This window comes from Klebsiella sp. 141153, from assembly GCF_032601995.1.
GTDB classification, from domain to species: domain Bacteria; phylum Pseudomonadota; class Gammaproteobacteria; order Enterobacterales; family Enterobacteriaceae; genus Klebsiella; species Klebsiella aerogenes.
The window spans coordinates 93,403-114,011 of record NZ_JAQIRJ010000002.1 but is presented as its reverse complement, the minus strand read 5'-3'; the positions used below and the strand labels follow the sequence as shown (position 1 = coordinate 114,011).

The window sequence follows — 20,609 nt, the reverse complement described above, 5'->3', positions numbered from 1 at the left end:
GCTTTACTTCGTGGTGTTGTTACTGCGAATCTCCTGCCAGATTTTATCGCAGCGCGCTTTGACCGCCTGGTCATTACCGGTGCGCGTCGCCTGAATACAGGCCTGATAATCCAGCACTCTGACGCTCTCCTGCGTCGCAAACTGCTGATGCGGTTTCTCTTGTTTCAATACGTTCAGTACGCTCTGGCAGGCTTCGATCTTGTCCGGATTACCTTCCGCCGTGTTGATACAGGCGCTATAGGCATCTTTCAATTTGGAATCTTCTTTCGGCGCTGGCGACTGCGCGCAGGCGACCAGACCCGATGCCATGATGGCGATGAGCAGCAGTTTTTTCATAGTTATTCTCCCGGAGGGGCGGCAGGCTCACGCCCGCCGCGCAGGCATCAGAAAATGGTGAACGGCGCGATAACCATAAACTTCACGTCACGCTCATCCTGGAAGATGTTGCCGTAACCGCCGCTCCAGCTTGGGATGTCGGAGTGGTTGTCGTATTGCGTGAAGTGCAGTTTGAACATCGTTCCTTTCGCGCGGCCTTCCTGCAGGGTGTAGATGGCATCCAGGCTGTAGGCGGATTCTTTCAGACGATAGTTAGGATCGTAGTAAGCATCCGGGGATGCCATTCTGCCAGGCTTCGCATCCCAGGCGTAAACATAGGACGCGCCAAACGCCCAGCCCGGCATATCCCAGTTCTTCATGTCGTACATCGCGCCGAAGAACACCGCTTTCTCGCCGTTGGCGTTAAAGTCAGAGCGGTTATCCCACCAGATATCGAGACGACCGTTAGAGGAGGCATAGGTTGGCGTCATACGCTGCAGGAAGTAGCCCTGCTGGCCATCGGCTTTCACCCAGGTCCCTTCCAGACGCAGATCCAGCACATCGGCCGCTTTATAGCCGAAAGTGATCGCCTGCAGCCACGCGGTACCGTCGTAGATATCGTTGACGCCGCCGTTGCTGACTTTATCGCGGGTACCGTAGAACTGATAGCTGGTGCTCAACGGCGAACCCGCGATATCAAATTTGTAGCTGGCTTTAGCAAAGTACTGATCGATATAGCCCTGGGCCTGACCAAATGCGGCTTCCAGCACCAGATCGTTTTTAAAATCGTACTTCGCGCCAAGAGAGTGCAGATAGTCAACTTTGGTTTTCTTATCGTTCTGGTAAAAATCATCCATCTCGATATGCCACGGCGCTTTATATTCGTTCGTCCACATATAGGAGAAACTCAGCGCGCCGTTATCGCCGTAGTCGAAGTTCGCCCCGGCTTCAGCCCCCTGATAGGTACCCGGCATAAAGCTCCAGTGCGGCGCCAGCAGCGTTTGTCCGGTCGGCTGAATGTAGCCCGCGCGCGCCCACGCCGGGCCGAATTTAAATTTAGCCGCCGCTTTATACAGGCTTATCCCGCTCTTATCGCCGGTATAATCTTCGCTGTAGGCACGGTTGCTGGAGGAGAAAGCAATTTCGTTCGGGTGGCCGCTGTCGCCGTTTTCCGCCATTTCAATCGCGGTGAAGGCAGCAATATCCAGACCAAACATGTCGGCCGCGTAGCCGGACTGGAAATCCAGGTTGGCGTTCCAGGTAGAATGAGAAAGGTTAGTTTCGTATTTGTCGGTTTCTACGTTTTTACGGTCGCGCTCACGCTGCCAGTAATAGATACCGCCGGTTAAGGTAGAATCATCGATAAAACCTGCTGCGCTGGCCTGTGGGGCCACAACCCAACCCGACATCGCGGTGACGGCGGCAATAGCCAGCGCCAGCGTACTACGTTTGCCACTAAACGTACGCATGTGCATATCCTCTTTGACGTTTTAAAATTGCGATTGCCAAAGGCAGCTCGCTAAAAAAATAAAAAAATTTGAAAAGCGGTGCGGTTAAAAGGCCGCGAAACCACTATGGATAGACTATTTTTCGTGACGCGAATTATCAATCTCTTTCGCAGAGCAAAGCTTAAGATTATGACAAAGCGCACATAATTTATGTCGTTTTGTTACAGACTTACTTCTCAGTATTTTTAACGATAAGTCATGGTTATATCGGAAAAAAACTGATAATTGATGAAAGCTGAAACGGTTAAATGTAAATATGCAGGCAGGAAGAGATGGGTAATTATTACTGTGTTTTAATAAGATTAATTCGCATCGAAAAAATATCAGTTTTTAATCCACTGATTCTGCAATAAAAAAACGCCGCAGGGCGCGGCGTTTCATGAATACGGCGAGAATTACTCGCCGATTTTAGCCCAGGTGTCACGCAGGCCAACGGTGCGGTTGAAGACCAGATGGCTTTCGGTGGCATAGCGGCTGTCGAGGCAGAAGTAACCTTCGCGCTCGAACTGGTATGCTTTACCCGCCTGCGCTTTCGACAGGCTCGGTTCCGCAAAACCTTGCTTAATGACCAGCGATTCCGGGTTCATTACCGCCAGGAAGTCATCCGCCGCGCCCGGGTTCGGTACGCTGAACAGACGATCGTAAAGGCGGATTTCAACCGGCAGCGCGTGCGCCGCGCTCACCCAGTGGATAACGCCTTTAACCTTGCGGCCATCGGCCGGGTCTTTGCTCAGGGTATCGGCATCGTAAGTACAGAAGATGGTAGTGATATTACCTTCTGCATCTTTCTCAACGCGCTCAGCTTTGATCACGTAGGCGTTGCGCAGACGCACTTCTTTACCCAGCACCAGACGCTTGTACTGTTTGTTGGCTTCTTCACGGAAGTCCGCGCGATCGATCCAGATCTCAGCGCTGAACGGAACCTCGCGGCTGCCCATTTCCGGCTTGTTCGGATGGTTCGGCATCGCCACCATTTCACTTGCGCCCTGCGGATAGTTTTCGATAACCAGTTTAACCGGATCGATCACCGCCATCGCGCGCGGGGCGTTTTCGTTCAGATCTTCACGAATGCACGACTCCAGCGACGCCATCTCAATGGTGTTGTCCTGCTTGGTCACGCCGATACGTTTGCAGAACTCGCGGATGGATTCAGCGGTATAACCACGACGGCGCAGACCGGAAATAGTCGGCATACGCGGGTCATCCCAGCCTTCAACGTGCTTCTCGGTCACCAGCTGATTCAGCTTACGCTTGGACATCACGGTGTATTCGAGATTCAGGCGCGAGAATTCATACTGACGCGGATGCACCGGAATACTGATGTTGTCGAGCACCCAGTCGTACAGACGACGGTTGTCCTGGAACTCCAGGGTACACAGCGAGTGGGTGATACCTTCCAGCGCATCGCTAATGCAGTGGGTGAAGTCGTACATCGGGTAGATGCACCACTTGTTGCCGGTCTGATGGTGTTCCGCAAATTTAATGCGATACAGCACCGGGTCACGCATCACGATGAACGGCGACGCCATGTCGATCTTGGCGCGCAGGCAGGCTTTGCCCTCTTCGAAGCCGCCGGTGCGCATTTTTTCGAACAGCGCGAGGTTCTCTTCCACGCTACGATCGCGGTATGGGCTGTTTTTACCCGGCTCTTTCAGAGTACCGCGGTATTCGCGGATCTCGTCGGCGGACAGCTCGTCAACGTAAGCCAAACCTTTGTTGATCAGTTCAACCGCATACTGATGCAGCTGATCGAAGTAATCAGAGGAGTAGCAGACATCGCCGGACCAGTGGAAACCTAACCACTGCACGTCGTTTTTAATCGACTCTACGTATTCGATATCTTCTTTAACCGGGTTGGTGTCATCGAAACGCAGATTACATTGACCTTGATAATCCTGGGCGATGCCGAAGTTCAGGCAAATGGATTTTGCATGGCCAATGTGCAGATAGCCGTTCGGTTCCGGCGGGAAGCGGGTATGAACGGTGGTGTGCTTACCGGTAGCCAGATCTTCATCGATGATCTGACGGATAAAGTTAGTCGGGCGGGCTTCTGCCTCACTCATCACGGGTTCCTCAAAGCGTAAACAACGTATAACGGCACATGATCTTACAAGCAGGACGCAGAGACAACTATTAGTTACGCAAAATACGTATCTGTTGTTGGATATGGGGGTATTTGCTGCAAAAAAAAGCGGCGCAGGTTTCGCTGCGCCGCTGAGGCAAAACTCTACTCAGGAGCCTTACTTGCCTTTAATCTCGAACAACGGCGTTTGGCCGGCGACAACGTTACCCGTTGCCTGAATCACCAGCGCGCTGTAATCATCGCTGTTGCTGCAGACGACCGGACTAATCATCGAGCGAGCGTTGGCGTTGAGGAACGCCAGATCCATTTCCAGAATCGGCTCGCCGGCTTTCACCTGTGCGCCCTCTTCAACCAGACGTTTAAAGCCTTTCCCTTCCAGCGCGACGGTATCGATGCCCATATGGACGACGATTTCCGCGCCGTTATCGGTTTCCAGGCAGAACGCGTGGTTGGTGTTGAAGATTTTCACCACCGTACCGGCCGCCGGCGCGACAACGATGTTATCGGTCGGTTTCACCGCGACACCGTCACCGACGGCTTTGCTGGCGAAGGCTTCATCCGGTACCTGCTCAAGCGCCACCACTTCGCCGGTAATCGGGGAAACCAGCGCTTCGACGGTTTTAGCGTTGGCAACCGCCTGCGGTTTGGCCACAGGCGCGGCGGCTGGCGAGCTGTCAGTCGAGGCAGCCGCTGCGGCAACCGGGCCACGCGCCACCACTTTCTTCATCGCGTCGCCCACGGATTCCGCTTTCGCGCCAACGATGACCTGGATGGTCTGTTTGTTCAGTTTCACCACGCCGGAGGCGCCGAGACGTTTACAGGCGGCATCGTTGACTTTCGCCGAGTCGCCGACGGTCAGACGCAGACGGGTGATACAGGCATCAATAGCTTTCAGGTTATCGGTACCGCCTACGGCTGCGATGTAGTTGGTCGCCAGCTGAGTCAGACCTTCTTCGGTGTTGCTGTTAGCTTCTTCAGTCACGACGTCGTCGGTTTTATCTTCACGACCCGGCGTTTTCAGGTTGAACATGCGGATAACCGCGCTGAACAACAGGAAGTAAACGAAGAAGAACACCACGCCCATCACCAACAGCATCCAGACGTTTTTGCTGGCTGCCGGCAGGCTGTACATCAACACGTAGTCGATAGCGCCCGCGGAGAAGGAGAAGCCCGCATGGATACCCAGCGCCGTTGCGATGAACAGGCTGATACCGGTCAGGATTGCGTGCAGGAGGTACAGCAATGGCGCCAGGAACATGAACAGGAATTCCAGCGGCTCGGTCACACCGGTCAGGAACGCGGTGATGGCGACGGACAGCAGCATACCGCCGACCATCGGACGACGCTCTTTCGGCGCAGCCAGATACATCGCCAGCGCCGCGCCCGGCAGACCGAACATCATGATCGGGAAGAAGCCGGACATGAACATCCCCGCGGTGCCGTCACCGGCGTAGAAGCGGTTGATGTCGCCGTGGAAGACCGCGCCCGCGGCGTTGGTGAACTCGCCAATCTGGAACCAGGCAATGGTGTTCAGCACCTGATGCAGACCGGTTGGGATCAGCAGACGGTTGATGAAACCGAAGATACCGGAGCCCAGCGCGCCCGCAGAGACGATCCATTCGCCGCCCGCATGAATAGCGTGCTGTACCGGCGGCCAGACATAGCCGAAGATAGCAGCCAGCACCAGACAGAAGAAGCCGGTAGCGATCGGTACGAAGCGTTTGCCGCCGAAGAAGCTCAGGAAGTCTGGCAGTTTAATGCCGGCCCAGCGGTTATAAACAGCACCCGCGACCAGACCGGTAATGATACCCGCCAGCACGCCCATGTTAATTTCCGGGTTAATGGTGACCATCGCTTTGGTCATCACGAAATAACCTACCGCGCCGGCCAGCGCCGCAGAACCCGCATTATCCTTGGACCAGCTTGATGCCACGCCGATGGCGAAGATCAACGCTAAGTTGTCAAAGATTGCCCCACCCGCTTGCGCGATGAAGGGTACGTTCAGCAGATCTGGTTGCCCGAATCGCAGCAGCAATGCCGCGACCGGCAGCACTGCGATAGGGAGCTGTAAAGCCCTACCCAGCCGCTGAAAGAAACCTAAAATATTCATCTTATTCCCCCTATGAGACCCCGATGAGGCTCATTTCAAAGCCACTTTTTTATTGTGTAACAAGGTCGGATTTATCACTTACCGGCAAAGTGTGTGAAAAATTAATTCGTATCGCAAATTAAACGGGTATTTTTTGTGACTATAATCACCAAATATCGTATTCACCCCTCCCTTTGACTGGCTAACATCGAAAACTTATTTTATCATTCAAAAAATCAACACGGATTGACCCCGGTCGGCGCAGTTGCTGCAATACTCTTCATAGTATGCTGGCGCCAATCCGCCAGGTTCTAATTTAACTATAGAGGTGAAGAATGAGACTGATCCCCCTGGTAACAGCTGAACAAGTAGGTAAATGGGCTGCCCGTCATATCGTTAACCGCATTAACGCGTTCAAACCGACCGCGGACCGTCCGTTCGTACTGGGCCTGCCTACCGGTGGTACGCCTCTTACCGCTTACAAAGCGCTGGTTGAAATGCATAAAGCAGGCCAGGTTAGCTTCAAGCACGTTGTTACCTTCAACATGGATGAGTATGTTGGCCTGCCGAAAGAGCATCCGGAAAGCTATCATAGCTTCATGCACCGCAATTTCTTTGACCATGTTGATATTCCAGCTGAAAATATCAACCTGCTGAATGGTAATGCGCCGGATATCGATGCAGAATGCCGTCGTTATGAAGAAAAAATTCGCTCCTACGGTAAAATCCACCTATTCATGGGCGGCGTAGGTAACGATGGTCATATCGCGTTTAACGAACCGGCCTCTTCTCTGGCATCCCGTACCCGTATTAAAACCCTGACCCATGACACCCGCGTGGCCAACTCTCGTTTCTTCGATGGCGACGTGGATCTGGTGCCGAAATATGCGCTGACCGTGGGTGTGGGAACCCTGCTGGATGCGGAAGAAGTGATGATTCTGGTGCTGGGCCATCAGAAAGCGCTGGCGCTGCAGGCGGCGGTAGAAGGTAACGTCAACCACATGTGGACCATCACCTGTCTGCAACTGCATCCGAAAGCGGTTGTGGTCTGCGACGAGCCGTCCACGATGGAACTGAAAGTGAAGACCCTGAAATATTTCAACGAATTAGAAGCTGAAAATATTAAAGGTCTGTAATGTAGTCCGTCCCGCGCCCTGGCGTGGGACCATCTTTTTCTTTGTATGCAACGCCAGAACAATGCGAGTTGAGCTGGTGGGGCGTATATACCGGGGGTCGTAATGTATGCATTAACCCAGGGCCGGGTTTACACCGGTCATGAAATTCTCGATGACCATGCGGTTGTTATCGCCAATGGCCGTATCGAACGTCTCTGTCCGCTGGCTGATTTGCCGTCTGAAATTGAGCAACGCTCGGTCAACGGCGCGATTATTGCCCCCGGTTTCATCGACGTCCAGCTGAACGGCTGCGGCGGCGTGCAGTTCAACGATAGTCCGGATGCGGTCACCGTCGAAACGCTGGAAATTATGCAGAAAGCGAACGAACGTTCCGGCTGCACCAACTTCCTGCCGACGCTGATTACTTCCAGCGATGATCTGATGAAGCAAGGCATCCGCGTCATGCGCGAATACCTGCAAAAACACCCCAACCAGGCGCTGGGTCTGCATCTGGAAGGACCGTGGCTGAATATCGTCAAGAAAGGCACCCATAACCCGGACTACGTGCGTAAACCGGACGCCGCGCTGGTTGATTTCCTGTGCGACAACGCCGACGTTATCACCAAAGTGACGCTGGCCCCTGAGCGCGTCGAGCCGGAAGTGATCCGTAAACTGGTCGCCGCCGGCATCGTGGTTTCGGCAGGCCACTCTAACGCTACGCTGAAAGAAGCGAAAATCGGTTTCCGCGCCGGTATCACTTTTGCGACGCACCTTTATAATGCCATGCCGTATATTACCGGCCGTGAACCGGGCCTGGCCGGCGCCATTTTCGACGAGCCGGATGTCTACTGCGGTATCATCGTTGACGGCATGCACGTCGACTACGCCAACGTGCGTAACGCGAAACGGCTGAAAGGCGATAAACTATGCCTGGTGACCGACGCCACTGCGCCGGCAGGGGCTAATATTGACCAGTTCATTTTTGCTGGTAAAACAATATACTACCGTAATGGTCTGTGCGTGGATGAAAACGGCACTCTCAGCGGTTCTTCGCTGACCATGATTGAAGGGGTACGTAACCTCGTTGAACATTGCGGCGTGGCGTTGGATGAAGTGTTGCGTATGGCGACGCTCTACCCGGCGCGCGCGATTGGCGTGGACAAGCAGCTCGGTAGCATTGCGCCGGGTATGGTCGCTAACCTGACCGCTTTCAGCCGCGATTATAAAATCATCAAGACCATCGTTAATGGTAACGAGGTCGTCACTGAGTAAGTAAAAGTATGACAGCAGGCGGACAAGCTCAAATTGGTAACGTCGATCTGGTAAAACAGCTGAACAGCGCGGCCGTCTATCGGCTGATTGACCAACATGGTCCCATCTCGCGCATTCAGATAGCGGAACAAAGTCAGCTTGCCCCTGCCAGCGTAACCAAAATTACGCGTCAGCTTATTGAGCGCGGCCTGATCAAAGAAGTCGATCAGCAGGCCTCCACCGGGGGGCGCCGCGCCATCTCTATCATCGCGGAAACCCGCAATTTCAACGCTATCGGCGTGCGGCTAGGCCGCTATGACGCCACCCTGACCCTTTATGATTTAAGCAGTAAAACGCTGGAAGAAGAGCACTTCCCGCTGCCGGAGCGTACCCAGGAAACGCTCGAGCACGCGCTGCTGAATATCATCGCCACCTTTATTGAAAATTGTCAGCGCAAAATCCGCGAGCTTATCGCCATTTCGGTCATTCTGCCGGGGCTGGTCGACCCTGAAAGCGGCGTTATCCGCTATATGCCGCATATTCAGGTGGAGAACTGGGGGCTGGTCGAAGCGCTGGAAAAACGCTTTAACGTCACCTGTTTTGTCGGCCACGACATCCGCAGCCTGGCGCTGGCCGAGCACTATTTTGGCGCAAGCCAGGATTGCGAAGACTCTATTCTGGTGCGCGTACACCGCGGTACCGGCGCGGGCATTATTTCCAACGGGCGTATTTTTATCGGCCGTAACGGCAACGTTGGCGAAATTGGCCATATCCAGGTCGACCCGTTAGGCGAGCGCTGTCACTGCGGCAACTTCGGCTGTCTGGAAACCGTCGCCGCGAACGCCGCTATTGAGCACCGTGTCCGCCATCTGCTTGAGCAGGGCTATCAAAGCCGTATCACGCTTGATGACTGCAATATCAAAACTATCTGCAAAGCGGCAAATAAAGGCGATGCGCTGGCCTGCGAAGTGGTCGAATACGTTGGCCGTCATCTGGGCAAAACCATCGCCATCGCTATCAACCTGTTTAACCCGCAAAAAGTGGTGATTGCCGGTGAAATCGTCGAGGCGGAAAAGGTGCTGCTACCGGCCATTGAAAGCTGTATCAACGGCCAGGCGTTGAAAGCGTTTCGCCACAATCTGCCGGTGGTACGCTCGACGCTCGATCACCGCTCAGCCATCGGCGCCTTTGCGCTGGTCAAGCGCGCGATGCTCAACGGCATCCTGTTACAGCATTTGCTGGAAAGTTAATCCAGCTTTATAGTTTCGCCTTTCGTTAATGATGTTGGACTGTTCATGACCATTCAAAACGTAATTTGTGATATCGACGGCGTGCTGATGCACGATAACGTGGCTGTTCCCGGCGCCGCTGAATTTATCAAGCGCATCCTGGATAAAGGTATGCCGCTGGTGATGCTGACCAACTATCCTTCGCAAACCGGACAGGACCTGGCCAACCGCTTCGCCACCGCCGGTATCGAAGTGCCGGATACCGCGTTCTACACTTCCGCCATGGCCACCGCCGATTTCCTGCGTCGCCAAGAAGGTAAGAAGGCCTACGTGGTTGGCGAAGGCGCGCTCATCCACGAATTGTATAAGGCTGGCTTCACCATCACCGACGTTAATCCTGATTTCGTCATCGTTGGCGAGACCCGCTCCTTTAACTGGGAAATGATGCATAAAGCGGCTTTCTTTGTCGCCAACGGCGCGCGCTTTATCGCCACCAACCCGGATACTCACGGTCGCGGCTACTACCCTGCTTGCGGCGCGCTCTGTGCGGGGATTGAAAAAATCTCCGGCCGGAAACCGTTTTATGTCGGTAAGCCGAGCCCGTGGATTATCCGTTCCGCGCTCAACAAAATGCAGGCCCACTCCGAGCAAACGGTGATCGTCGGCGATAACCTGCGTACCGATATCCTCGCTGGTTTCCAGGCGGGCCTTGAGACCATTCTGGTGCTCTCCGGAGTCTCCACGCTGGACGATATCGATAGCATGCCGTTCCGCCCGTCGTGGATTTATCCGTCGGTCGCCGAAATCGACGTTTTTTGAGCCGAAACCACGTCCCAGGACGTGGTTTTTTATTTATAGCACCGCAAAAAATAGATTCATCTAATGAAAACGACTTATTGCTAAACATTCATCAATAAAGCTGCGCTAAACATACGCATTTTTCAACATTCGACAATCAGTATTGCACTTTTTACTTTTCCGCCGGTAAATCTCTTGCGCCCCACTCTCCTTTACGGCATTTTCTTTAACACGCACTAAGACCTTGCAAGAGACGAGGTCTGCACAACATCACCACATGACAGGGTAACGGAGAAGGCTATGTGTTCTATTTTTGGCGTACTGGATATTAAAACTGACGCAGGCGAACTGCGTAAAAAGGCACTGGAACTTTCCCGCCTGATGCGCCACCGCGGACCGGACTGGTCCGGCGTTTATGCCAGCGATAAAGCGATTCTCGCCCACGAACGTCTGTCGATAGTCGACGTCAACGCCGGGGCCCAGCCGCTCTATAACCAACAAAAAACCCATGCGCTGGCGGTCAACGGTGAAATCTACAACCACCAGGCGCTGCGCGCCGAATATGGCGACCGCTACCAGTTCCAGACCGGTTCCGACTGTGAAGTGATCCTCGCGCTGTACCAGGAAAAAGGGCCGGAGTTCCTCGATGAACTGCAGGGAATGTTTGCCTTCGCGCTGTATGACAGCGAGAAAGACGCTTACCTGATTGGCCGCGACCATATCGGTATTATCCCGCTGTATATGGGCCACGACGAACACGGCAACTTCTACGTAGCCTCCGAAATGAAAGCGCTGGTGCCGGTTTGCCGCACGATTAAAGAGTTCCCTGCAGGTAGCTACCTGTGGAGCCAGGATGGTGAAATTCGCCAGTACTATCAGCGCGACTGGTTCGACTACGACGCGGTAAAAGACAACGTCACGGATAAAAACGAACTGCGTCAGGCGCTGGAAGAGTCGGTGAAAAGCCACCTGATGTCGGATGTGCCTTACGGCGTGCTGCTTTCCGGCGGCCTGGACTCTTCGGTGATTTCGGCCATTACCAAAAAATACGCCGCACGCCGCGTTGAAGATCAGGAGCGCAGCGAAGCCTGGTGGCCGCAGCTGCACTCATTCGCGGTCGGCCTCGAAGGCTCCCCTGACCTGAAAGCGGCACAGGAAGTCGCAAACCACCTCGGCACCGTGCATCACGAAATTCACTTTACGGTGCAGGAAGGGCTGGATGCGATCCGCGATGTTATCTATCACATCGAAACGTATGACGTGACCACCATTCGCGCCTCGACGCCGATGTACCTGATGTCGCGTAAAATTAAAGCCATGGGCATTAAAATGGTGCTCTCCGGCGAAGGCTCCGATGAAGTATTCGGCGGGTATCTCTACTTCCACAAAGCGCCGAATGCCAAAGAACTGCATGAAGAAACGGTGCGTAAACTGCAGGCGCTGCACATGTTTGACTGCGCCCGCGCCAACAAAGCGATGTCCGCCTGGGGGGTAGAGGCCCGCGTACCGTTCCTCGATAAGAAATTCCTCGATGTGGCGATGCGCATCAACCCGCAGGATAAAATGTGCGGCAACGGCAAAATGGAAAAACATATTTTGCGCGAATGCTTTGAGTCCTATCTGCCGGCCAGTGTCGCCTGGCGCCAGAAAGAGCAGTTCTCCGACGGCGTAGGCTATAGCTGGATTGATACGCTGAAAGAGGTGGCGGCAAAACAGATTAGCGACCAGCAGCTGGAGACGGCGAGCTTCCGCTTCCCGTACAACACGCCGACCTCTAAAGAAGGCTATCTGTACCGCGAAATCTTCGAAGAGCTGTTCCCGCTGCCAAGCGCGGCGGAATGCGTCCCCGGCGGCCCGTCCGTCGCCTGCTCTTCGGCGAAAGCCATCGAGTGGGATGAAGCGTTCAAAACCATGAACGATCCATCAGGACGCGCGGTCGGCGTCCACCAGTCGGCTTATAAGTAAGCCATTCTGGCGAATAACGGATCCTACGGGGTCCGTTTTTTTATGCCGAATTTGGCAAATAAAAACGATAAATAATCAATTCTTGCCGATTATTGCAGCATGCTGTTCGCAACCTAACCAAACAGTCACATTACGACGATTTTCCTTGAAAAAGTGGTTGACGCTCGCAGGCCCAATACGCATAATGCGCCCCGCAACGCCGATAAGGTAACGCGAAAAAAAGATGGCTACGTAGCTCAGCTGGTTAGAGCACATCACTCATAATGATGGGGTCACAGGTTCGAATCCCGTCGTAGCCACCATCTTTTTTGCGGGAGTGGCGAAATTGGTAGACGCACCAGATTTAGGTTCTGGCGCCGCAAGGTGTGCGAGTTCAAGTCTCGCCTCCCGCACCATTCACTAAAAAGCGTTGCACGGATGGGGTATCGCCAAGCGGTAAGGCACCGGTTTTTGATACCGGCATTCCCTGGTTCGAATCCAGGTACCCCAGCCATATTTCTTCGATATTTGCGGTTAGCCGCGACGGTATTGGGGTATCGCCAAGCGGTAAGGCACCGGTTTTTGATACCGGCATTCCCTGGTTCGAATCCAGGTACCCCAGCCATCGAAGAAACAGCATGACAATTTGGCTACGTAGCTCAGCTGGTTAGAGCACATCACTCATAATGATGGGGTCACAGGTTCGAATCCCGTCGTAGCCACCATATTCAGGACTATCGGTTAACATCGGTAAATCCGTAAAAATTTGTTGGGGTATCGCCAAGCGGTAAGGCACCGGATTCTGATTCCGGCATTCCGAGGTTCGAATCCTCGTACCCCAGCCAAATTCAAAAGACGTTCCTCCGTGAACGCAACCTGTTGGGGTATCGCCAGGCCGTAAGGCCACCGGGCTGAGTCCGGCACACGAAACACCAGCAGACAATTGGGGTATCGCCAAGCGGTAAGGCACCGGATTCTGATTCCGGCATTCCGAGGTTCGAATCCTCGTACCCCAGCCACTTATTAACAAAAAAGCTCACTTCGGTGAGCTTTTTTGCTTTCTGCTGATGGCTATTTCCCCGCCGGGGACTGCAAAACCTGCCCGCAGTCCCATGGGTATAGACTTACTACAATCCTAATGCATACTTCAATGCCTGGCGTTTCAATACTCCGGCACGTTCGGCTGCCATCAGGCCAATATTACGCAGCACGCGTACCGGCGCTAAATCGTTGCTGAAGCCCGCATAGAACAGATCCATGCCGGATTGCATAATAAAGTTATCCGCCCGGCGCCGCGCCTGATAGCGCTTCAGCACCGGCAAACTGGACCAGGCCTCACCGCGCCCGCGGGCTTCCGCCAAAATATCCAGCAGCGCGTCAACGTCGCGATAGCCAAGGTTGACCCCCTGCCCCGCCAACGGATGAATGGTATGCGCCGCATCCCCAACCAACGCCAGTCCCGGTTGCACGTACTGCAACGCATGACGGCGGGTTAACGGGAAGGCGCCGGCGCTCATCGGCGTCACGCTGCCCAGACGTTTTGGGAAATGCGCGGTGATTTCCTGCTGCAGTTGGGTCATCGACATCGCCTGCAGCTGGCGGATGCGCGCCGGGGTGTCGTACCACACCAGCGACGCCCAGTTATCAAATAGCGGCAGGAACGCGCGCGGCCCGCTGGGGGTAAACTGTTGCCAGGTACTATCGCCGGGATCGTCGGCGCACTGCACGCTGATTAGCATACAGGATTGCTGATATTGCCACGCCTGCACGCCAATGCCGGCCAGCTCGCGCACCTGCGAATTCGCGCCGTCGGCGCCGATCGCCAGTTGCGCCGCGCAAACGCTCTCATCACTCAGGCGCAGCGAAACGCCCTGCGGCTCACGATTAAGCTCGCTTAACGTCACGCCAACCCGCAAGGTCACCTGCGGATGGGCTTCGAGCGCCTGCCACAGCGCCAGCTGTAGCACGTTATTTTCCACCATATAGCCAAGCTCAGGCAGCTTCAGTTCGGCGGCATTAAAGTCAACGTGCGCGCTTTCCCACTCCCAGGTTTCAAGTCGCCGATAAGCATGCGCGCGCATACCACGCACCGCCTCCCAGACGCCGAGGCTTTTGAGCAGGCCGACCGACGACGCGCTGATCGCCGAAATACGCACATCCGGCGCCGCAGCGGCATCAAAGGCCGGAGGCGCGTGTTTTTCTATCACCGCTACCGAAAACCCGTGTTGCGCCAGCCCCAGCGCCAGCGCACCGCCGACCATTCCGCCGCCGACGATGGCGATATCTGTTGCATGAATTGTCATGGCAATTATCCTTAAAGCTGATTTCCTTAAGTTTACCGGATTTTTTGAGCCTTGCGGGGATCGTGGTCGCACTGGTCAGGTGGCAACCAAAGCATTACAATGCGTACCCTGCAAACGAATTCTAATTCTTAACTTATACCCGTCTTTATAATTGAGCATGAGCAAGTCGATGACAAAAAAACTCCATATTAAAACCTGGGGCTGTCAGATGAACGAATACGATTCATCCAAGATGGCCGATCTGCTGGATGCCACCCATGGGTATCAACTCACAGAAGTGGCCGAAGAAGCGGACGTGCTGCTGCTCAACACCTGCTCAATTCGCGAGAAGGCGCAGGAAAAAGTGTTCCATCAGCTTGGCCGCTGGAAACTGCTAAAAGAGAAAAAACCCGGAGTCATTATCGGCGTCGGCGGCTGTGTCGCCTCCCAGGAAGGTAAGCTGATTCGCCAGCGCGCCCATTACGTTGACATTATTTTTGGCCCGCAGACGCTGCACCGCCTGCCGGAGATGATCGACGCGGTGCGCAACAACCATAAACCGGTTATCGACGTGAGCTTCCCGGAAATCGAAAAATTCGATCGCCTGCCGGAACCGCGCGCCGAGGGGCCGACCGCCTTCGTTTCCATCATGGAAGGCTGCAACAAATATTGTACTTACTGCGTGGTGCCCTATACCCGCGGTGAAGAAGTGAGCCGTCCGTGCGACGATATTCTGTTTGAAATCGCCCAACTGGCGGCGCAAGGGGTGCGTGAAGTCAACCTGCTGGGGCAGAACGTTAACGCCTGGCGCGGTGAAAACTACGACGGCACGACCGGCAACTTTGCCGATCTGCTGCGTCTGGTCGCCGCCATCGACGGTATCGATCGTATTCGCTTCACCACCAGCCACCCGATTGAGTTTACTGACGATATCATCGAGGTCTATCGCGATACTCCTGAACTGGTGAGCTTCCTGCATTTGCCGGTACAGGCCGGTTCCGATCGCGTACTGAACCTGATGGGCCGTACCCACACCGTGCTGGAATATAAAGCGATTATCCGCAAGCTGCGCGAAGCGCGCCCGGATATTCAGATTAGCTCCGATTTTATCGTCGGCTTCCCTGGCGAAACGACGGAAGACTTCGAAAAAACTATGAAGCTGATTGCCGAGGTTAACTTTGACGTCAGCTACAGCTTTATCTTCTCTGCCCGCCCGGGCACCCCGGCGGCGGATATGGTCGACGATGTTTCTGAAGCCGATAAAAAACAGCGCCTGTACATTCTGCAGGAGCGTATTAATCAGCAAGCGATGGCGTGGAGTCGCCGCATGCTCGGCACCACCCAGCGTATTCTGGTAGAAGGCACGTCGCGTAAGAGCCTGATGGAGCTCTCCGGGCGCACCGAGAACAACCGCGTGGTGAACTTCGAAGGCACGCCGGATATGGTCGGTAAATTCGTCGACGTGGAAATCGTCGATGTCTACACTAACTCATTACGCGGCAAAATCGTCCGCACCGAAGACGAGATGGGGCTGCGCGTCGTGGAGTCGCCGGAGTCGGTCATTGCGCGTACGCGTAAAGAAAACGATCTGGGCGTCGGCATCTATCAGCCGTAATCCCCGCAGGCCTGTCGGTTCCGGCAGGCCTTGCATTTCCCCTCCTCGCCCCTATATCTACAGCAATGCTTGCGCCATATTCCCGTGACGTGAATAATTTCCTTATTGGCCGGATGACGAACGCCCTCCGGCAACACGCGTAATAAGAGGAACAGTTTGAACATAGAAACCCGTGAAATTACCCTGGAGCCAGCGGACAATACCCGCCTGTTAGCGCTGTGCGGCCCGTTTGACGACAACATCAAACAGCTGGAGCGCCGGTTGGGGATTGAGATCAACCGCCGCGACAATCATTTTAAACTGACCGGCCGCGCGATCTGCGTGCACGCCGCGGCCGATATTCTGACAAGCCTGTATGTCGATACCGCGCCAATGCGCGGCCAGATTCAGGATATTGAACCGGAACAAATCCATCTGGCTATTAAAGAAGCTCGGGTGCTCGAGCAGAGCGCCGAGAGCGTGCCGGAATACGGTAAGGCCATCAATATCAAAACCAAACGCGGGGTTATCAAACCGCGTACGCCAAACCAGGCGCAGTACATCGCCAACATCCTCGACCACGACATTACCTTTGGCGTCGGGCCGGCGGGTACCGGTAAAACCTACCTCGCGGTTGCCGCGGCGGTCGATGCTCTGGAACGCCAGGAGATTCGGCGTATTCTGCTGACTCGTCCTGCGGTCGAAGCGGGCGAGAAGCTTGGCTTCCTGCCGGGCGACTTAAGCCAGAAGGTTGACCCCTATTTGCGCCCGCTGTATGACGCGCTGTTCGAGATGCTCGGCTTTGAGAAAGTCGAGAAGCTGATTGAGCGCAACGTGATTGAAGTCGCGCCGCTGGCCTATATGCGCGGGCGTACGCTGAATGACGCCTTTATCATTCTCGACGAAAGCCAGAACACCACCATCGAACAGATGAAGATGTTCCTGACCCGTATCGGCTTTAACTCGAAAGCGGTTATCACCGGCGACGTTACCCAGATTGACCTGCCGCGTAATACCAAATCAGGCCTGCGTCACGCCGTTGAAGTGCTGGCGGAAGTCGATGAAATCAGCTTCAACTTCTTCCACAGCGAAGATGTGGTTCGCCATCCGGTGGTCGCCCGCATCGTCAATGCCTATGAGGCATGGGAAGAAGCCGAACAAAAACGTAAAGCAGAACTGGCCGCCGAGCGCAAACGCGAAGCCCAGGAACAGGAGCAAAAATGAGTCAGGTGATTCTCGATTTACAGCTGGCCTGCGAAGACACCAGCGGTCTACCGGACGAAGCCCTCTTTCAACGCTGGGTGGATGCCGTCATCCCGCAATTCCAGGAAGAGTCAGAGTTAACGATTCGCCTGGTGGATGTCGCCGAAAGCCACGAGCTGAACCTGACCTATCGCGGCAAGGATAAGCCGACTAACGTCCTCTCCTTCCCTTTCGAAGCCCCGCCGGGCATTGAGATGCCGCTGCTCGGCGATCTGATCATCTGCCGCCAGGTGGTTGAACAGGAAGCCAAAGAGCAGGAAAAACCGCTGGAGGCCCACTGGGCGCACATGGTCGTGCACGGTAGCCTGCACCTGCTGGGCTACGATCATATCGAAGACGACGAAGCGGAAGAAATGGAAGGCCTCGAAACAGAGATAATGCTTGCTCTGGGCTATGAGGATCCGTACATTGCCGAGAAGATTGCTGAATAGTAACTTGCCGGATGACGGCGCGAGCGCCTTATCCGGCCTACATTCATGCGTATCGAAGGCCTGACAGGCGTAGCGCCATCAGGCTAAACATGCCGTACGACGCTGAGTTTACGCGCGACGAGCGACAATTAAATCAACACGAGAACCCATACGACGCCATGAGCGACGACAATTCACACAGTAGTGACACAGTAAACAGCAAAAAGGGATTTTTCTCCCTCTTACTCAGCCAACTTTTTCACGGTGAACCGAAAAACCGTGATGAATTATTGGCGCTGATCCGTGACTCCGGGCAGAACGAGCTTATCGATGAAGATACGCGCGACATGCTCGAAGGGGTAATGGATATCGCCGACCAGCGCGTCCGCGATATTATGATCCCGCGCTCGCAAATGATTACCCTGAAACGCAACCAGACGCTGGACGAGTGCCTCGATGTGATCATCGAATCCGCCCACTCGCGTTTCCCGGTCATTAGCGAAGATAAAGATCACATTGAAGGGATTCTGATGGCTAAGGATCTGCTGCCGTTTATGCGCAGCGACGCCGAAGCTTTCAGCATGGAAAAAGTGTTACGCCCGGCGGTTGTCGTGCCTGAAAGCAAGCGGGTTGACCGCATGCTGAAAGAGTTCCGCTCGCAACGTTATCATATGGCGATCGTCATCGACGAGTTCGGCGGCGTCTCCGGCCTGGTGACGATTGAAGACATCCTTGAGCTTATCGTCGGCGAAATCGAAGACGAGTATGACGAAGAGGAAGATATCGATTTCCGTCAGCTAAGCCGTCATACCTGGACGGTACGCGCGCTGGCATCGATTGAAGACTTCAATAAAGCCTACGGCACCCACTTCAGCGATGAAGAGGTCGATACCATCGGCGGGCTGGTGATGCAGGCCTTTGGTCATCTGCCGGCCCGCGGCGAGTCGATTGACATTGATGGTTACCAATTCAAGGTCGCAATGGCTGACAGCAGACGTATTATTCAGGTCCATGTAAAGCTTCCTGATGATGCGCCGCAGCCGAAGCTGGAAGACTAATTTAACGGGACGATTAACCTAAATGGTATTTGCCTCTTTACTTGAACGCCAGCGCGTACGTCTGCTGCTGGCGCTGTTATTCGGAGCCAGCGGAACGCTGGCTTTTTCACCTTACGACTTCTGGCCGGCGGCCATCGTCTCGCTATTTGGTCTGCAGGCGCTCACTCTTAACCGTCGCCCGCTACAGAGCGCCTGGATTGGCTACTTCTGGGGGCTTGGGCTATTCGGCACCGGCATCAACTGGGTTTACGTTAGCATCGCGCAGTTCGGCGGCATGCCGGGCCCGGTTAACGTTTTCCTCGTTGCCCTCCTGGCGGCCTATCTATCGCTGTATACCGGCCTTTTCGCCGGGATCCTCGCGAAACTGTGGCCGAAAACCAACTGGATCCGTCTGGCCATCGCCGCGCCTGCGGTCTGGCAAATTACCGAATTTCTCCGCGGCTGGGTATTGACCGGTTTCCCGTGGCTACAGTTCGGCTATAGCCAGATTGACGGCCCGCTGAAAGGTCTGGCGCCAGTGATGGGCGTTGAGGCGATAAATTTTCTGTTAATGGTGGTCAGCGGTCTGCTGGCGCTGGCTATTGTGCAACGCAGCTGGAAACCGCTGCTGATCGCCGCGGTGCTGTTTGCCCTGCCCTTCCCGCTGCGTTACATTCAGTGGTACCAGTTGCTGCCGGCACGCGCGACGGAAGTCTCGCTGGTGCAGGGCGATATCCCGCAGGCGATGAAATGGGATGAAAACCAGCTGGTTAATACCCTGAAAACCTACCTCGATCTCACCCAGCCGCATATGGGTAAATCGCAGCTGATTATCTGGCCGGAATCTGCGATCCCGGATCTGGAAATCAATCAGCAGCATTTCCTCAGCATGGTTGATGACCTGATGCGGGCCAAAAATAGCTCGCTGATTACCGGTATTGTCGATGCGCGGCTCAATAAACAAAACCGCTACGATACCTACAACACCATCATTACGCTGGGTAAAGATAATCCGTACAGCTACGACTCGACCAACCGCTACAACAAGAACCATCTGGTGCCGTTCGGCGAATTTGTGCCGCTGGAGTCGATTTTACGCCCGCTGGCGCCGTTCTTCGATTTGCCGATGTCCTCGTTCAGCCGCGGTCCTTACGTGCAGCCGCAGCTGGTAGCGCATAACCTGAAACTCACGGCGGCAATTTGCTACGAAATTATTCTCGGCGAACAGGTCCGCGATAATTTCCGCCCGGATACCGATTACCTGCTGACCATCTCCAACGATGCGTGGTTTGGTAAATCGATCGGCCCGTGGCAGCACTTCCAGATGGCGCGGATGCGCGCGCTGGAGCTGGCGCGCCCGCTGCTGCGCAGCACCAACAATGGTATTACCGCCGTTATCGGCCCGCGTGGTGAAATTCAGGACATGATCCCGCAGTTTACCCGCGCGGTGTTGACCACTAAGGTCACGCCAACCACCGGCCTGACGCCGTATGCCCGTACCGGCAACTGGCCGCTGTGGGCGTTAACCGCCCTCTTCGGCTTTGCCGCGCTGGTGATGAGCCTGCGCCAGCGTCGTCGCTAACCTTCTCCGCCGGGCTGCCGCCCGGCCAACTCCCGGCGGCGTTTGTCGCCGGTGACTCTTCCCAGCTTTACGCTCCCTTGCGCCAATCTGGCACGCCCATTGCTTAATT

General features: G+C 54.8%; 15 protein-coding genes and 7 tRNA genes. 17 read left to right on the top strand and 5 right to left on the bottom strand.

The features are described from left to right. Positions 1–3: 3 nt before the first annotated feature. From chiQ to nagE, 4 genes are all read right to left on the bottom strand, one after another. Complete coding sequence (chiQ, locus tag PGS10_RS03525; protein WP_045392989.1) at positions 4–336, bottom strand: ChiQ/YbfN family lipoprotein; 333 nt, start codon at positions 334–336, stop codon at positions 4–6. Between the two features lie 47 nt (positions 337–383). After that, positions 384–1,784, bottom strand: coding sequence for a chitoporin ChiP (gene chiP / locus PGS10_RS03520; protein WP_045392987.1), 1,401 nt, complete (start codon positions 1,782–1,784; stop codon positions 384–386). Between the two features lie 434 nt (positions 1,785–2,218). Beyond that, positions 2,219–3,886 carry a glutamine--tRNA ligase gene (glnS, locus tag PGS10_RS03510; RefSeq protein WP_045381516.1) on the bottom strand — a complete coding sequence of 556 codons (1,668 nt, stop codon included), beginning with the start codon at positions 3,884–3,886 and terminating at the stop codon, positions 2,219–2,221. A gap of 177 nt (positions 3,887–4,063) precedes the next feature. Then, positions 4,064–6,016, bottom strand: coding sequence for a PTS N-acetyl glucosamine transporter subunit IIABC (gene nagE, locus PGS10_RS03505; RefSeq protein WP_047077885.1), 1,953 nt, complete (start codon positions 6,014–6,016; stop codon positions 4,064–4,066). A 314-nt stretch (positions 6,017–6,330) separates the two neighbouring features. Here nagE and nagB point away from each other — a divergent pair, with 314 nt between their 5' ends. The 12 genes from nagB (at position 6,331) to PGS10_RS03445 (ending at position 13,351) form a co-directional block, all read left to right on the top strand. Then, positions 6,331–7,131: a glucosamine-6-phosphate deaminase gene (gene nagB / locus PGS10_RS03500; RefSeq protein ID WP_015367707.1), complete on the top strand. Its 801-nt coding sequence runs from the start codon at positions 6,331–6,333 to the stop codon at positions 7,129–7,131. A 102-nt stretch (positions 7,132–7,233) separates the two neighbouring features. Then, positions 7,234–8,382, top strand: coding sequence for an N-acetylglucosamine-6-phosphate deacetylase (gene nagA / locus PGS10_RS03495; RefSeq protein ID WP_015367708.1), 1,149 nt, complete (start codon positions 7,234–7,236; stop codon positions 8,380–8,382). Positions 8,383–8,390: 8 nt separating this feature from the next. Continuing rightward, complete coding sequence (nagC, locus tag PGS10_RS03490) at positions 8,391–9,611, top strand: DNA-binding transcriptional regulator NagC (RefSeq protein ID WP_015367709.1); 1,221 nt, start codon at positions 8,391–8,393, stop codon at positions 9,609–9,611. Between the two features lie 45 nt (positions 9,612–9,656). Next, positions 9,657–10,409 (top strand): HAD-IIA family hydrolase, encoded by a 753-nt coding sequence (locus PGS10_RS03485; protein WP_045392984.1) that lies wholly within the window; start codon positions 9,657–9,659, stop codon positions 10,407–10,409. Positions 10,410–10,688: 279 nt separating this feature from the next. Continuing rightward, positions 10,689–12,353: an asparagine synthase B gene (gene asnB / locus PGS10_RS03480; protein ID WP_015367711.1), complete on the top strand. Its 1,665-nt coding sequence runs from the start codon at positions 10,689–10,691 to the stop codon at positions 12,351–12,353. A gap of 225 nt (positions 12,354–12,578) precedes the next feature. Further along, positions 12,579–12,655: transfer RNA gene (locus PGS10_RS03475), tRNA-Met, on the top strand. Positions 12,656–12,663: 8 nt separating this feature from the next. After that, positions 12,664–12,748 (top strand) — tRNA-Leu (locus tag PGS10_RS03470). 23 nt (positions 12,749–12,771) lie between these two features. Then, positions 12,772–12,846 (top strand) — tRNA-Gln (locus tag PGS10_RS03465). A 36-nt stretch (positions 12,847–12,882) separates the two neighbouring features. Continuing rightward, positions 12,883–12,957: transfer RNA gene (locus tag PGS10_RS03460), tRNA-Gln, on the top strand. 23 nt (positions 12,958–12,980) lie between these two features. Further along, positions 12,981–13,057: transfer RNA gene (locus tag PGS10_RS03455), tRNA-Met, on the top strand. 45 nt (positions 13,058–13,102) lie between these two features. Beyond that, positions 13,103–13,177: transfer RNA gene (locus PGS10_RS03450), tRNA-Gln, on the top strand. Between the two features lie 99 nt (positions 13,178–13,276). Continuing rightward, a tRNA-Gln gene (locus PGS10_RS03445) sits at positions 13,277–13,351 on the top strand. Between the two features lie 108 nt (positions 13,352–13,459). Here the strand turns inward: PGS10_RS03445 and ubiF are convergent. Further along, positions 13,460–14,635, bottom strand: coding sequence for a 3-demethoxyubiquinol 3-hydroxylase (gene ubiF, locus PGS10_RS03440; protein ID WP_047077887.1), 1,176 nt, complete (start codon positions 14,633–14,635; stop codon positions 13,460–13,462). A gap of 169 nt (positions 14,636–14,804) precedes the next feature. On the opposite strand from ubiF, the gene miaB reads away from it, so the two are divergent. From miaB to lnt, 5 genes are all read left to right on the top strand, one after another. Next, the gene (gene miaB / locus PGS10_RS03435) at positions 14,805–16,229 is read left to right on the top strand and encodes a tRNA (N6-isopentenyl adenosine(37)-C2)-methylthiotransferase MiaB (protein ID WP_045381508.1); all 1,425 of its coding nucleotides are present in this window, start codon (positions 14,805–14,807) and stop codon (positions 16,227–16,229) included. 156 nt (positions 16,230–16,385) lie between these two features. After that, positions 16,386–17,432, top strand: coding sequence for a PhoH family protein (locus PGS10_RS03430; protein WP_045392978.1), 1,047 nt, complete (start codon positions 16,386–16,388; stop codon positions 17,430–17,432). Beyond that, positions 17,429–17,902 carry an rRNA maturation RNase YbeY gene (gene ybeY / locus PGS10_RS03425; protein ID WP_042893289.1) on the top strand — a complete coding sequence of 158 codons (474 nt, stop codon included), beginning with the start codon at positions 17,429–17,431 and terminating at the stop codon, positions 17,900–17,902. Before PGS10_RS03430 ends, ybeY begins: the two co-directional genes overlap by 4 nt. 158 nt (positions 17,903–18,060) lie before the next feature. Further along, the gene (gene corC / locus PGS10_RS03420; RefSeq protein WP_015704743.1) at positions 18,061–18,939 is read left to right on the top strand and encodes a CNNM family magnesium/cobalt transport protein CorC; all 879 of its coding nucleotides are present in this window, start codon (positions 18,061–18,063) and stop codon (positions 18,937–18,939) included. Positions 18,940–18,961: 22 nt separating this feature from the next. Beyond that, positions 18,962–20,500, top strand: a complete 1,539-nt coding sequence (gene lnt, locus PGS10_RS03415; protein ID WP_047077888.1) for an apolipoprotein N-acyltransferase — start codon at positions 18,962–18,964, stop codon at positions 20,498–20,500. The last annotated feature ends 109 nt before the right edge of the window (positions 20,501–20,609 follow it).

Bases quoted from the DNA above. Each gene is read 5' to 3' on its own strand.
- glnS (WP_045381516.1), bottom strand. From the start codon at position 3,886: ATGAGTGAGGCAGAAGCCCGCCCGACTAACTTTATCCGTCAGATCATC.
- nagC (WP_015367709.1), top strand. From the start codon at position 8,391: ATGACAGCAGGCGGACAAGCTCAAATTGGTAACGTCGATCTGGTAAAA.
- nagA (WP_015367708.1), top strand. From the start codon at position 7,234: ATGTATGCATTAACCCAGGGCCGGGTTTACACCGGTCATGAAATTCTC.
- nagB (WP_015367707.1), top strand. From the start codon at position 6,331: ATGAGACTGATCCCCCTGGTAACAGCTGAACAAGTAGGTAAATGGGCT.
- asnB (WP_015367711.1), top strand. From the start codon at position 10,689: ATGTGTTCTATTTTTGGCGTACTGGATATTAAAACTGACGCAGGCGAA.
- chiQ (WP_045392989.1), bottom strand. From the start codon at position 336: ATGAAAAAACTGCTGCTCATCGCCATCATGGCATCGGGTCTGGTCGCC.
- ybeY (WP_042893289.1), top strand. From the start codon at position 17,429: ATGAGTCAGGTGATTCTCGATTTACAGCTGGCCTGCGAAGACACCAGC.
- miaB (WP_045381508.1), top strand. From the start codon at position 14,805: ATGACAAAAAAACTCCATATTAAAACCTGGGGCTGTCAGATGAACGAA.
- chiP (WP_045392987.1), bottom strand. From the start codon at position 1,784: ATGCGTACGTTTAGTGGCAAACGTAGTACGCTGGCGCTGGCTATTGCC.
- ubiF (WP_047077887.1), bottom strand. From the start codon at position 14,635: ATGACAATTCATGCAACAGATATCGCCATCGTCGGCGGCGGAATGGTC.
- PGS10_RS03485 (WP_045392984.1), top strand. From the start codon at position 9,657: ATGACCATTCAAAACGTAATTTGTGATATCGACGGCGTGCTGATGCAC.
- nagE (WP_047077885.1), bottom strand. From the start codon at position 6,016: ATGAATATTTTAGGTTTCTTTCAGCGGCTGGGTAGGGCTTTACAGCTC.
- corC (WP_015704743.1), top strand. From the start codon at position 18,061: ATGAGCGACGACAATTCACACAGTAGTGACACAGTAAACAGCAAAAAG.
- lnt (WP_047077888.1), top strand. From the start codon at position 18,962: ATGGTATTTGCCTCTTTACTTGAACGCCAGCGCGTACGTCTGCTGCTG.